Annotated in this window: 15 protein-coding genes and 1 tRNA gene; 2 read left to right on the plus strand and 14 right to left on the minus strand. The window is 37.1% G+C overall.

Annotated features, from left to right (window positions below; genetic code table 11):
• From ACESSZ_RS06700 to ACESSZ_RS06755, 12 genes are all read right to left on the minus strand, one after another.
• Positions 1 to 813 (minus strand): GDSL-type esterase/lipase family protein, encoded by an 813-nt coding sequence (locus ACESSZ_RS06700; RefSeq protein ID WP_499842722.1) that lies wholly within the window; start codon positions 811 to 813, stop codon positions 1 to 3.
• Positions 791 to 2,008 carry an AI-2E family transporter gene (locus tag ACESSZ_RS06705; RefSeq protein ID WP_331866818.1) on the minus strand — a complete coding sequence of 406 codons (1,218 nt, stop codon included), beginning with the start codon at positions 2,006 to 2,008 and terminating at the stop codon, positions 791 to 793. The genes ACESSZ_RS06700 and ACESSZ_RS06705 overlap by 23 nt, the downstream gene beginning before the upstream one ends.
• Before the next feature lie 301 nt (positions 2,009 to 2,309).
• Positions 2,310 to 3,632: a patatin-like phospholipase family protein gene (locus ACESSZ_RS06710; protein WP_331866817.1), complete on the minus strand. Its 1,323-nt coding sequence runs from the start codon at positions 3,630 to 3,632 to the stop codon at positions 2,310 to 2,312.
• Positions 3,611 to 4,162 (minus strand): glycerol-3-phosphate responsive antiterminator, encoded by a 552-nt coding sequence (locus ACESSZ_RS06715; protein ID WP_331866816.1) that lies wholly within the window; start codon positions 4,160 to 4,162, stop codon positions 3,611 to 3,613. Before ACESSZ_RS06715 ends, ACESSZ_RS06710 begins: the two co-directional genes overlap by 22 nt.
• Positions 4,162 to 4,524, minus strand: coding sequence for a DUF1667 domain-containing protein (locus tag ACESSZ_RS06720; RefSeq protein ID WP_331866815.1), 363 nt, complete (start codon positions 4,522 to 4,524; stop codon positions 4,162 to 4,164). The genes ACESSZ_RS06715 and ACESSZ_RS06720 overlap by 1 nt, the downstream gene beginning before the upstream one ends.
• The gene (locus ACESSZ_RS06725) at positions 4,521 to 5,771 is read right to left on the minus strand and encodes an NAD(P)/FAD-dependent oxidoreductase (RefSeq protein WP_008978919.1); all 1,251 of its coding nucleotides are present in this window, start codon (positions 5,769 to 5,771) and stop codon (positions 4,521 to 4,523) included. Before ACESSZ_RS06725 ends, ACESSZ_RS06720 begins: the two co-directional genes overlap by 4 nt.
• Positions 5,768 to 7,198: an NAD(P)/FAD-dependent oxidoreductase gene (locus ACESSZ_RS06730; RefSeq protein ID WP_008689049.1), complete on the minus strand. Its 1,431-nt coding sequence runs from the start codon at positions 7,196 to 7,198 to the stop codon at positions 5,768 to 5,770. The genes ACESSZ_RS06725 and ACESSZ_RS06730 overlap by 4 nt, the downstream gene beginning before the upstream one ends.
• 388 nt (positions 7,199 to 7,586) lie before the next feature.
• Positions 7,587 to 8,024 carry a MarR family winged helix-turn-helix transcriptional regulator gene (locus tag ACESSZ_RS06735; protein WP_008689050.1) on the minus strand — a complete coding sequence of 146 codons (438 nt, stop codon included), beginning with the start codon at positions 8,022 to 8,024 and terminating at the stop codon, positions 7,587 to 7,589.
• A gap of 15 nt (positions 8,025 to 8,039) precedes the next feature.
• Positions 8,040 to 8,408 (minus strand): 50S ribosomal protein L20, encoded by a 369-nt coding sequence (gene rplT, locus ACESSZ_RS06740; protein ID WP_008689051.1) that lies wholly within the window; start codon positions 8,406 to 8,408, stop codon positions 8,040 to 8,042.
• Between the two features lie 18 nt (positions 8,409 to 8,426).
• Entirely contained in the window at positions 8,427 to 8,621 is a 195-nt protein-coding gene (rpmI, locus tag ACESSZ_RS06745) for a 50S ribosomal protein L35 (protein ID WP_008689053.1), read from the minus strand.
• Positions 8,622 to 8,643: 22 nt separating this feature from the next.
• Positions 8,644 to 9,195 (minus strand): translation initiation factor IF-3, encoded by a 552-nt coding sequence (gene infC, locus ACESSZ_RS06750; protein ID WP_020991162.1) that lies wholly within the window; start codon positions 9,193 to 9,195, stop codon positions 8,644 to 8,646.
• A gap of 312 nt (positions 9,196 to 9,507) precedes the next feature.
• Positions 9,508 to 10,674 (minus strand): DUF6348 family protein, encoded by a 1,167-nt coding sequence (locus ACESSZ_RS06755; protein ID WP_008689058.1) that lies wholly within the window; start codon positions 10,672 to 10,674, stop codon positions 9,508 to 9,510.
• Between the two features lie 295 nt (positions 10,675 to 10,969).
• Between ACESSZ_RS06755 and ACESSZ_RS06760 the strand changes: the two genes are divergently transcribed.
• Positions 10,970 to 11,045, plus strand: a tRNA-Lys gene (locus ACESSZ_RS06760).
• A gap of 157 nt (positions 11,046 to 11,202) precedes the next feature.
• Here the strand turns inward: ACESSZ_RS06760 and ACESSZ_RS06765 are convergent.
• A complete protein-coding gene (locus tag ACESSZ_RS06765) occupies positions 11,203 to 11,670 on the minus strand; it encodes a hypothetical protein (RefSeq protein ID WP_008689060.1) in 468 nt (155 codons plus the stop codon).
• Between the two features lie 238 nt (positions 11,671 to 11,908).
• Between ACESSZ_RS06765 and ACESSZ_RS06770 the strand changes: the two genes are divergently transcribed.
• Positions 11,909 to 12,109, plus strand: a complete 201-nt coding sequence (locus ACESSZ_RS06770; RefSeq protein WP_008689062.1) for a cold-shock protein — start codon at positions 11,909 to 11,911, stop codon at positions 12,107 to 12,109.
• Between the two features lie 43 nt (positions 12,110 to 12,152).
• Here the strand turns inward: ACESSZ_RS06770 and ACESSZ_RS06775 are convergent, their stop codons facing one another.
• Entirely contained in the window at positions 12,153 to 13,220 is a 1,068-nt protein-coding gene (locus ACESSZ_RS06775; protein WP_132223811.1) for a glycoside hydrolase family 25 protein, read from the minus strand.
• Between the last annotated feature and the right edge of the window lie 127 nt (positions 13,221 to 13,347).

The raw sequence follows: 13,347 nt of genomic DNA on the forward strand, positions 1-13,347 counted from the left end.
TTATTTTGCTTCAATAAGTATTTTCATCGCTTTGATCTCCCAATTTACAAAGATACGTAAGAAGGCTTCTAGCTGATCTATCACAAGTCTGTCATAGACTGTTTGTGCGATGAAGGCTGCTCCATCTGCATTTGGATGTATACCATCATAACGATAATACTCTTCATGGTCAGCTGTGACACTATGAATATCAATAAGCGGCAGCTGTTTTTCTTTTGCGATGGATTTAATAACGGATTGTATTTCCTTCATGTTACTTTGTGAAAATTGGTGAATTAATGTACCATCTTCACGGATTGAATACATTGTCGAAGGTAACATTAGGTATATAACAGCTTTAGGCAATGCTTGTTGATATGTTTCAATTAAGGATATATAATCTTTTTTAAAAGCCTCAACATTTTGCCAATTTACACTTTTAGAATCATTTGTACCAAGCATCAAAAAGATGACATCGCTTTGATAAGAAAGACTTTCGCTCATTTCCTTACAATTCCAATACGATAAGATTGCTGTTTTCTGTACAGCTGCACCATCAACACCAAAATTTTTGACTTGGATGGTGTTCCCGAATCGTTTTGATAACTGTGATGGATAACTTTCGCTTTTCCTATCTTGTAAAGTGGAGCCATATGTGATGCTATCCCCAACACAAGCAATTTTTTGGATACTTGATTTTATCGCAGGAAAGGAAGGCAAACGAACAGCTACTTTTGATGTTTCCTTTTCTTTACAACCTCCTACTAGCATTCCTATAATAAGAAATACTAACGTGAATTTTGACACAACTTTATGAAATTGTTTTTTCATCATGTATTTCCTCTTGAACTAACGTATCATTTTCAATACGCAATCGTTTCTTTCTTAATCGATTATTTATAAATTCAGCAAAGAATACATACAAGCAAGCAGTTGTAGGAACAGCCATCACCATACCAAATACGCCCCATAAATCACCAAAGACAAAAATACTCAATAATACCCATAAGCCTGGCAGGCCAACAGAATTCCCAACCACGCGTGGATAAATTACATTGTCTTCAAAATAACTGATTACCTGATAGAAGACAATAAACCAAATACTTTGCAAAGGATCGTGTGAAAGCATCATGACAGCACCAACACTCATCGCAAACATGGATCCAAATACAGGAACTAAAGAACAAACGGCAATAAGGGTACAGATAAGTTCCGGATATGGGAATTGAAACAAACGCATGCATACATAATATAATACCCATAAGATACATGCCTCGGTTAACTGTCCACCAATAAAACTTGAGAAAATACGATTTACACGACTTGCATATTGGAAGACAATCAAAGATGCATCATATCCACAAAAGGCAGCTGTTACCTTACGCAATTGGCGGATAAAATTTTCTTTCCCACTTAATAAATATAAAGAAAACATAAAACCCGTAAAACCAACGGCAAAAGATGAGATGAAATTAGAGGCACTAGATAAAATGCCACTGGCACTACCCGAAAGAAAGGCTATCGCATTGCTGACAATCTTCTCCCATGGCATTTTTATGAATTGTTCCACCTGTTGAATGTCTTCAATACGATAATCAATATGAAAATATTTTAATATCTCATCTATATTTTTAACAATATCGGTAAAAAACGACGAAAGATTTTGCATAAGTGAAATCAGTGAATCGATAATGCTTGGCAAGATGATGCTGCCAATGATGATTAGTAACAAAAAAGCAATTAAAAATGTCAGAAACATGGAAACCATGCGTTTTCTTTTACGCAAAAGCGATGTTTCTTTTGTATGGCGGATGATAAAAGATTCAATCTTTTTCATCGGTAAATTTAAGACATAGGCAAATACGATAGCATATAACAAAGAGCGAAACAAAGATAACACAAAGTCAAAACCATTTACTACATCTTGTACATGCATAAGAAAAAAAGCCAACAGCAATATATAGGTCGACAGATAAACCCATGGTTTTATTCTGTGCAACACTTTTTCATCATGAAATTTATACTTCATAGTTAAACACACCTTTCAAGTACCATTATATCATAGTGGAAATACCTGTGCCAACAAACAGTGGAAGGTGTCGCGCATAGATCATCTTATGATGATGCAAACTTATTAGCTTCCTTTATACCCGTTAAAGTAAACAAGATCGTTTTTTTCTTGATCATAGATAACATGCTTACTATCATATGAATAAAAACGCATCCCTACAAGAATGCCAAGATTCTTTCAGGATGACGTTTTATCTTTTTAATAAAGTTTTTTAAAAAGAGATTTCTTGCATCTTCAGCTATACATGAGCATTCTTTTCTTACCCTTCCATCTTCAAAAAATTCATATGCAAGGCATATAGCATGTAAGCCTTCAAAAAAGAGTCATTAAATACGACACTGATAGCTTTTAACCCAGTGAAACGATCACTTTGCTTATTTTGAGTATCCAATAGATACTGATAAATATAACAAATGATTTCTAATTCACTTTCATTTTTCAATGCCACGATGATGTCACCCACGGAAATGCGGCTAGCCTTCATCTTTTCAAATATGCTTATATGCGCGTCAGCAACATGTAAGATTTCAATTACAAATGCTTGTAACTGCCAAATGCCAATATCTGCTAATCCAAATATCCATGCCGTTTTTTCTAACAAGGCAAAGAAAGGAAACGTATGATATTGATAAGGCGCAAGACCTTTCAAGACGCGATGATGAACAACCTTTTCTACCACATTAAGCATAGTTTCATGATCCAATAGATCATCAATTTGTTCCAATGCTTTTTGTAGCTGATCATCCAAATGCGCAATGGCTTTTTCATCGTTTAAGGAAAAGGTATAAATAGAACCAAGAAGCTTATGAAATTTCTTCATAGTATCTTGATACCCTAGCTGCATATTGCGATGAATTCGTTTCGTATCAAATAGCAGAAAGCTTCCTAAGGGTACATAGGGTTCTATGTAAATAGTATCTTCCTGTGGTTCATGAATTTGATTTTTTCCAACAGCTTTTAAATCAACGGCTACGATTTGTTGAGCGCCTAAGCTGCGTGCCAGTTCAATCGGTACATTGTCATGATAGCCACCATCAAGATAGTATTCCCCATCAATCTCTTTCATTGGAAATGCCGGGAAACATGAAGCGCTAGCTAAAACATAATCAATGACACGATCTCTGTCCATCTTTTGCTTTAGAAATGGATGCGGTTGGCGGCGTGTGAAATTAACGGTCATACAGGCATAATCAATGTCACTGTTGAAAAAGGCATCTGCATCAAATAAAGGTGTGATTGTTTCAATAAACGGTGTAATATCTGCACCTTTATGATGGATATAGCTTGATAAAAAGTCGGCATATTTCCCTTTCTGAGACATGATCAATTCGATATCTTTATCCAAATTAACACCATTTACCATGATATCTTCCACCTTCAGATCTTTCCACAGATCATAAGCCTTAGGATAATCATGCTGCACATACAATACCCCGATCATTGCCCCAATGCTTGTTCCACAAACCAGATCAAATTGCTGATGCATCTCATCTAAAGCCTTCCATACACCGATTTCATAGGCACCTTTACTTCCGCCACCACCTAACACCAATGCTCTTTTTATTTCTCCACACTTTCCCATAGTTCTCTATGACTAGTTGATACTGCCTGCATACCACCGGATAAACACTTGGCGATATCTTCTTGATTCTCGATCATACCACCGCCAATGACTGGAATATTGCAATAGGCATGCAACTTTTTAACAATCCCCGGTAATAAAGCTGGTAAAACTTCAATATAATCCGGCTGTAAAGCTGATGCCATGTGTACAGAACGCATAAAGGAGCGTGAATCAATCATGAAAATACGTAAGATCGAAATGCATTGATTGCTTTTAGCAGCTTCAATCGCTTTCGGCTTTGTTGATATAATTCCATCTGCATGTACCTTCTGACACATATATTGTGTACCATATTGATCATTGGCAATACCATGAATCAAATCCATATGCACGATGCCTTTTTTGTTATGCTCATGCAACTGTTTTACCAAGTCCTCCATAAAGTTCATATGAAAATCCATGAGGATGCACCATGTATAAGACCCCTTTAGAAAGGCTTCAAATGTCTTCCAATCGGATATCACCGGCAAGATGTTCTGTATGATCATCAAATCCTTCTTTCCATGCTTCTTGATGCCAATAAGTCTGCGCCGCTGTCCGCAATATTTTTTACAATCACATCATTTACATGCACCGGCGCACTTACGCAAACGTGTTTACATACTTCCATTATAGCAAATAATTTAGCTTTTGGAACATTTCTTGAAGTAATCACCGGCAGTAATGGATAGATAGCATGTTCTATACGTATGGTCGTCGTTAACATGCGCATAGGTTCTATCATCTCCTGACGAGCAAAGGCTGCTCCTTTCAAACAGCTATTTCCTCTGACTTGTATATCATCTTTTTGCTTCGTCACTTCTAAATGACAACTCATTGGGCAAACAATACAGTCAAATGTCTTTTTCATGACTCTTTTACCTCCACAATTAATGATTCCTCTAAAATACCAATATCTGATAGTTTTAAAATAATTCGTTCCATTTCAGAAGGTAATAGATAGCGTTTTGTTATGGTTTTGATAATACGATCCCCTGTTCGTATGTTGATCATCACCTGTTTATAAGGTCTAATGGAACGAACACAAAGGGTGATGTTTTGTGAAGGCTGGGCATCAACAGAATGCGGCAATACATAGGAAATACCTGACCCAGCTTGCGTAGAAAATTGTTTCTGTCGGTGATACTGCCCTTTGATATCTTGAACGGCACATAAAGCCGCTTCATGAGCCTCCATACTGACAAAATCCACAATATCATGGACATGCAAAGCATTCCCACAAGCATAGATATGCGGAATACTTGTTTCATAATGTGCGTTTACTTTTGCCCCTTTGCTCTTACTATCCATTTCCATATCCAAATGATCTGCTAATGACATTTCCGGAAGCAGCCCAATGGACAATAATAAGGTATCAACCGCAAAGCTTTTCTGTGTCTTTGGAAGAATGTTGCGATGTTCATCTACCTGGGCAATGACTACACGTTCCACATGAAAATCCCCTTGAATATCAACGATTGTATGTGATAAATATAAAGGAATCGCAAAATCTTTTAAGCATTGTACAATATTTCGATTTAAGCCATTGGAATATGGCATAATTTCAGCTACCCCCAACACGTTTGCCCCTTCCAGTGTCATACGTCTTGCCATGATGAGTCCGATATCACCACTTCCCAAGATGAAGATGTTCTTGCCAACGAGAATATTTTCAAGATTTAAAAAACGCTGTGCGCTGCCTGCCGTATAGACACCAGGCAGCCGTTTTCCAGGAATACTGATGGCTCCGCGATTACGTTCATAACAGCCACAAGCTAAAAGAATCGTTTTCGCCTGTACCCATACATAGCCTTCTTCTGCATTAACATATTGTACACGTAATCTCTCATCGATCCATACAACATCACTGCATAAACGATAGGGAATTCGATAAGCATGAATTTGATCTATAAAGCGTTGCGCATACATAGGACCACTTAACTCTTCATGAAAAGTCTGTAAGCCAAAACCATTATGAATACATTGCTGCAAAATTCCACCGAGTTCTTCCTTACGCTCTAAGATCAAGATATTATCTATACCAGCTTCTTTGGCCGCAATAGCTGCACTCATTCCAGCACTGCCACCTCCGATAATGATCATATCTACCTGTTTCATCGTCTCCCCTCCTTTGCCACCTCATAATAGCTGTCTTCATCATATTGCACTTCGTGCAATGGTATTTGCAATTCTCTTGCCAATAGTTTAGCGATTTCTACTTCACAATACCCTCCCTGACATTTCCCCATTCCTGGGCGCACACGCATTTTTACCCCCGCAATGCTATGGGCACCACACTTTCGATGGATACAATCGACCACTTCTTGCTCACTGATCTGCTCACAATAACAGACGATATGTCCATAGCCCGGATGCTTTTGTATGAGGGCTTGCTGTTTTGTTTCACTTAAGTTTCGCATAATGAGTGGTTTTTGACGATGCACAATATGTTTTTTCTTATGAAAAGTCAACGGAAGTTTCATGAGTTCTACGATCACATATTCACTTATGGCAGGTGCTGATGCTAAGCCTGGTGAATCAATGCATCCTAAATGAAAAATCCCCTTGCACCTTCTTGATTCTTCGATATAGAAATCATTGTTATTACCAGTAGGCCGACATCCGCTGTAACTATGGATAACTTCTTGATAAGGTACATGTTGAATGATTTTTTCCACCTTTTCCTGTACTTCTTGTAAGCCTGACGTTGTTGTGGCATTATCCACCTTCTTTAATATTTCACTCGTTGGTCCTAACAAAATATTACCATGTATGGTAGGCACTGCCAAAACACCTTTTCCCGCTTTAGATGGGGCAGGATATAACACATGGGATACATAAGGTTGACTACGCTTAGCTAGAACATAATATTGACCACGTTTTGGTGTAATCGTAAATAAGGATTCTGCCTCCACCATTTCCATGATCTTTTGTGCACCTAAGCCAGCAGCATTCACAAGCATATCCACAGAATATTGTCCTTTATCACTTCTTATGACATATCCCTTTTCGCATGCTTTAATATCCAACACTTCTTCATGCAAATGAAGCTGTAAGCCATTCCATAAAGCCTCTTCTACAAGAGCCTCGCATACTTCCCATGGAGTGATGATAGCTGTATCTGGCACCCACAAAGCTTTACGAATATGTTTACTCAAGTTTTTTTCATTCTTTACTACTTCTTCACGTTCTTTTATCTCCACAGTGATACCGCGCTTTTTACCTCTTGCATACAATTCCTGTAAGATCTCTACCTCTTCTTCATTGCTTGCCAATACATAGCCTCCACAAGCCTGATAACCACAGCCTAACTGCTTACATATGTTTTGATACATCTTGGCTCCGCGTTTATTTAATTTTGCCTTTAAAGTACCATCTACAGGATCATATCCAGCATGAACAATAGCACTATTCGCCTTACTTGTTTCTTGTGCAACATCCCCATGTTTTTCAAATAATATTACCTCTACTTCTTCATATTGTGTCAGATCATATGCTAAAAAAGATCCGACAATGCCAGCACCGATAACAGCAATCGTTTTCATGCGATTCTCCTTTCCCATACGCTAAAAAAGCGACATGATAAAAACAGTCTGTTCTGTTTCTCATCTCGCTTTCTCGTAATTTTTTATTAACTTGTACTTATAGTATAGCATAAAACTGTTTTGAATTATGACGATGTTTTACTTTTTTATTTTCTTTTTGCGGACATGATAGTCACGATAATAGCAAATCGCATGAAATAATGTGCTTAACCTTCTCTTTTTCTTTTCAGATTTCACAAGAACACGTTATGAGGACAATCACAAAAGTAACTATGCTTGTTCACATATCGCAAGTATAAGAAATTCTAATAAAACCTGCATATGTTCTAGTTCGTATTCATAAAAGGTGTCATAGAATAGAAAAACGCCTGTATGAACAGACGTTATATTAGTAATGAGATTTAAAGAAATCCATCAGATTTCGTAAAGACTGTATCAGTTCCTGTTCCTTATCCAGCTCCAGCTCATTTAGTAGCTTATCAATCATCTTCGCATGAAAATCATTGTGAACTTCAAGGACATGTACTGCTCGATCAGTCAATTGAAGACGCACGATACGTTTATCACGTTCATCCTTGACACGCTCCACATATCCTTTTTTAACAAGCTTTGAAGCTGAAACGGTGAGTGTTCCTTGTGTTACCATCAATCGCTTGGCAATTGCGGACATCATCTTGGATTCACTTTTGTCAATGGCTTCCAGAATATGTACCTCTGTCATGGATAAGCTGACACCTTGATCCCGCAGATTCTTCTCTTCAATCAACAGGATGTAATTAAAGAGATCTACCAGAAGTTCATTCAGCGTATGCCGTGTGTCATTCATTTATACATACCTCAATTAAGCAGCAGCTTTTTCCAATGCAGCCTTTGCTGTTTCAACGATTTTTGTGAATCCTTTTTCATCGTGAATAGCAATTTCTGACAGCATTTTACGGTTGATCGTTACGTTAGCTAATTTCAAACCGTGCATCAATCTTGAATAAGAAATGTCATTCATTCTTGCTGCAGCGTTGATACGTGCGATCCATAATTTACGCATTTCACGTTTTAAATCTTTACGGTCATTGTATGCGTATTTGAAAGAGTGCATTACCTGCTCGTGTGCAGTTTTATACAGCAAGTGTTTTGCTCCATAATAACCCTTTGCTAACTTTAATACTTTCTTTCTTCTTTGACGTGTTGTATATCCACCTTTAACTCTAGCCATGTTTATATTCCTCCTATCTTACTTCACCAGCATCTGTTTGATACGTTTGAAATCTGTGTTGTGTACCGTAGATGCTTTTCTTAAATGACGTTTCTGTTTCTGTGTCTTACCGTGGAAACGGTGAGAAGTATAAGCGTGACTTCTTTTCAGTTTACCGGAACCAGTTGTTTTAATACGTTTTGCTAAACCTCTATGTGATTTCATCTTTGGCATAAGTAGTACCTCCTATAAATAACTATTTCTTCTTCGGTGCCAGAACACATGACATCGTATTACCTTCCAGAATTGGTTTCTTTTCAATAACTGCGATATCAGAAATTTCTTCAGTGAAGCTATTCATAATCTTTTTACCAACCTCGAGTCTCGTAATCAAGCGTCCGCGGAATCGCATATCCACTTTAACTTTCATTCCATCCTCGATCCATTTGCGTGCATGACGCATTTTGGTTTCAAAATCGTGGCGGTCAATGACCGGAGACAGTCGAATTGGCTTCACCTCGGTTACATGCTGTTTCTTCTTCGCTTCTTTTGCTTTCTTCTGCTGTTCGAAGTGATATTTACCATAATCCAGCACTTTACAAACCGGTGGCTGTGCTTTTGGAGCTACACACAATAAATCCAGTTCCTGGTTGTATGCAATCTCTAAAGCTTCACGACGCATCTTAACTCCAAGTTTATCGCCATTAGCATCAATCACCATGACTTCCTTGAACTTAATCTTTTCATTTACTAAATCGTCGTTTACATTGTTAGGAATAACTCTCTTGTTTATAATAGACACCTCCATTTTGTTGCCATAAGAAAAGCGGGTACTCACTATGCACCCGCTAATATCATCATGTAATTCTTAATATGATGTAGCATTTACCTACGTCTTCAGACATCAGGTGAGAAGGGGTGCTTCTAACTTTCCACTAACTTTTCTGCTTGTTAAGCATACCATGAATTCACTGCCATGTCAAACCTTTTTTAGAAACGGTACTTCATCTTTGCATTCGCTGTTTTCTTTTATGCAGATGATTCTTGCGTATGTACACGCTTTTCTTCATTCAGCTTTACGCTTATACCATATACGAACCATCTTTTAAATGGATGGCGGTTATCTTAATTGATAACCATCGCGGACAAAATAGCCAATTCCAGGTACGAATAGATCCGCTGGAGAATCCCCTTGTTCAATAGCTTTCTGGATTGCTTTGGCATTCGCACTAAAAGCTAATACATTCTGGATACATGAATTTTCAATATCATCCTCTTCAAAATGTTGTTTAACTACCTCTTCAATATACGCATAAGACTGTAGCTGACTCTGATATAATTCACGCGTTTTTTCATTTTTCTTCACTAAAAAGAGTTTTTCACCAAATTCTACATAAGGATATGCATATTTACAATATAATTCCGGAAGAAAGCAGAAAATCTCATATGCTAAAGAATCATCCTCACACCATTTTATGAGCTGAGAACGTATCTTTACATGTTCTTGTTTACCTTTGCATGTTTCAAAAGCCTGCAATGCTTTGCGTGTATATTCCTGTATTTCATTCTTCGTGAAATCACTTTTTTCATAACTGCGTTCCTGTTGAACAAACAGAAAACACTGTTTTTCCGTATGAATAGCACTGATGGTATCCCAGTTTATGGCATATGCCAAAAGCTTTTGACTAAGTTCTTTAGCCTCTTTGCCATTGATCCATACTTCAGCTGTGGCATTTTCTTTGTCCTTTGAAGCAAACACTTTTACCCAATACACCTTTTTATTGCCTAAGCGCAAACAGATTGCCTCTTTCAGCATTGCCCAATAATCTACATCCGGTCCTTCTTTTTTTCCGATACCGCCAAGTTTACTGGCAAATACATCGAAAAAATGACGTTCTTGTGTAAATCCCTCACAAGTATATTGTTTCTCATCATTGCGGATGGCTTTTCTATATAACGATAAAACTTGATCATAATACTGTTTACAGGCGTTTAAGATGGCATCATGTACACTACTTCCACTTGCTGCTATGGCTTCAAATATCGTGTCTTCTAACCAGTCATGATGTAACTGAAATAAAATCTGCACCACATTATCATGGATGGATAAAATATCAGCATATACATAAATATCTTCATCTGATAAAACAAAGGCATCTTCATAACTAATTCCATCTTCACATATCGCGATTAATGACTCTATCATTTCCTCATGTAAGTCCTGTGTGTCTGCTACGATAAAATCTTCATTCTTTTCCGGTTTTGCTTTATTTTTTCTGAAAAACATGGATATCCTTCCTTCCATAACTGTTACCATTATACAATAAATTCCTAAACCTTTCCATAAATGCTACCGGATACCACATAATCACATATTTATCATTTCTATCCATCTTCACTATTCTTTTTTATTTATGAATTTTTTCCTACACATCTGTTTAAGCAAGCCATGATAGCATTATGGTAATGAACTGTAATAAGATATCTACGTGATAAAAATGCGCTAACTTTTATTACTTTTTTAAAGAAAACACTTGAAATTTGTTTTATATCTGGTATAATAACTGAGCAAGTTAAGTGATGACTCCTTAGCTCAGCTGGCAGAGCAACTGACTCTTAATCAGTGGGTCCAGGGTTCGATTCCCTGAGGGGTCACCATTACATAAACAAACGGAAATTTAATAAAATTTCCGTTTTTTATATTTCTATGCCGCTCTTCTGGACCCACAATAAGAAAGCTTGCTCTGCCATAGCATATCATCTATGGTGCTCATATGATAATAAAAAAAATGAAAGAAAAACGATCTTTCATTCATTAAGCTAAATTTTCATAACAGGCAATTAAATGAGCAATGAGTTGTTCCTTCCCTACATCTAACACAAATGCCAGTTCATCACAAAGGCGCTCCTGAATACGCTCCAAACACTCCTGATTTTTCATGCCACATTTTCTTTCTGCATATTTCCAATTCATTAAATAAATATAAACATCCACCAGTGCATTCATATCAATATTCGAATAATTCCGCATTTTTAAAAGTTCACTTAATTCTTTTCCATAATCCGCGTGAATCGCCGGATGAAAAATTCTGTCCAGAATCAATCGCGCTGTAGCAATATCCATGATTTCTCTGACACCGGCCTTATCCATATTTTTATATGGAATGACGCTTTGGTTACCATCTAAAGATATCATCGTGATACGATCACTTTTACGGTCATATTCCGTGATGGTACAAATGCCCAATGTGGGATGAAACACTTTTTTTTCGTTAGTTGTCATTTCCTTACCTCATATAGTAAGTGTATGCTTTATTTACACGCTTGTCAAACGAATTCTTTTTTAAAACACTTGCTATTTGAAATTATTATGTTATACTGAAGAAGTAATAACGAGCAAAATAACTATGATTTCAATATTCACATATCAGAAATTGTAATTATCTCAAAGTACAATTTCACATATGTGTTTTTTAATACCTTGAGGCGCCTCTTATACAGAAAAATGGAGGTACTATAACATGAGTACAGGAAAAGTAAAATGGTTTAACGCAGACAAAGGATTTGGATTTATCACTTCTGATGAAGGAAATGATATTTTCGTACATTACACAGAAATTCAGGGTAATGGTTTCCGTACATTAGAAGAAGGAGCGAAAGTAAGCTTCGATATTAAAACAAATGATCGTGGAGATCATGCCGCAAACGTAAACGTTCTATAATCATCACTTGTTTATGTAGACATCCCAGATGGGGTGTCTTTTTTTATATATGGTGTAGCACAGCTGCGGATGCCCAGCCCAATCCATTATTGATAAGGAATGGATGCTTTGCACCTTTTATTACTTTTGTTATCCTTCCTGATTTTATCAATAATTGATCTTTTGAATACCAGATACCTCCATCACTGGCTGTCCATAAGCCATCAAAGCGAACAAGCTCACCCACATGGAAATGAATGGATGGTTTTTGTGCATCTTCAATTACCTGATTATTTGCCCAGCCAATATTATGCTCGATAAGATACGGATGTTGCGCTGTTTTTATCACTTTTGTTATCGTGCCTTCTTTCACCCTCAGTGAGCTAAGAGGATACCAATTGCCACCATTGCTTTGTGTCCATAAACCACTGTAATGTACATGATCCCCTACATGATAGCGTAAATATGGTTTTGGTTTCTCTGGTTTCGAGGAATTTCCATCATCTTTACTGAACCCATTGAAGCCTTTTTCCTTGATAATTTTTGGATAATCCTTATAGGCATAGTCAAAATCCAACCATCCACGATATCCATTAATTGTTCCCTTATCACTAAATTGCCACATGCCATATGGTTTATCATATGTGATTTTGCTAGCCCATTGTGCTACCCATTTATCAAATCGATCTAATCGCGGCGAATTTATACGATGCTCAAGCCAATCCAAATTTGCATAAACACCGGGATAATATCCTGCTTTTTCTAAGGTATCACAAGTATAATATACCGTTTCGATATTCATTGCATCACTCACACCATGTCTGGCTTTCCAACCATCAGCATCTTCCATATCAATAAAACAAGGATACGCTGGCTTACAGGAACGACACTGTCGTAAAAAACCTTCTGCCTCCTCTTTCATTTGTGCATGATTGGCAACATAGGAATAATGATAAAGGCCATATGGTATCTTATATCTTTCACATTCTTTTACATTACGACGAAATTGCTGATCTTCTACAAAATGTCCATAACTTGATCGTATAATGGCAAACTCTACTCCAGCCCTTTTTATAGCTTTCCAATCAATGATGCCATTATGTTCAGAAACATCTATCCCGAATCGTTTCATTTTCTTCACCTCTTGTTTTACTCTATGTATCTGAAAGAAAACGGTTTAGGTTGCAGCCATGATACCATCATAAAAAATGAAGATGATATAGGGCATAGCATCTTCAGGTAAAAAAGCCATAAGCAGA

Origin of the sequence: Eubacterium sp. 3_1_31 (assembly GCF_964249515.1) — a bacterium.
In the GTDB taxonomy this organism is placed as follows: Bacteria; Bacillota_I; Bacilli_A; order Erysipelotrichales; family Erysipelotrichaceae; genus Longicatena; species Longicatena caecimuris.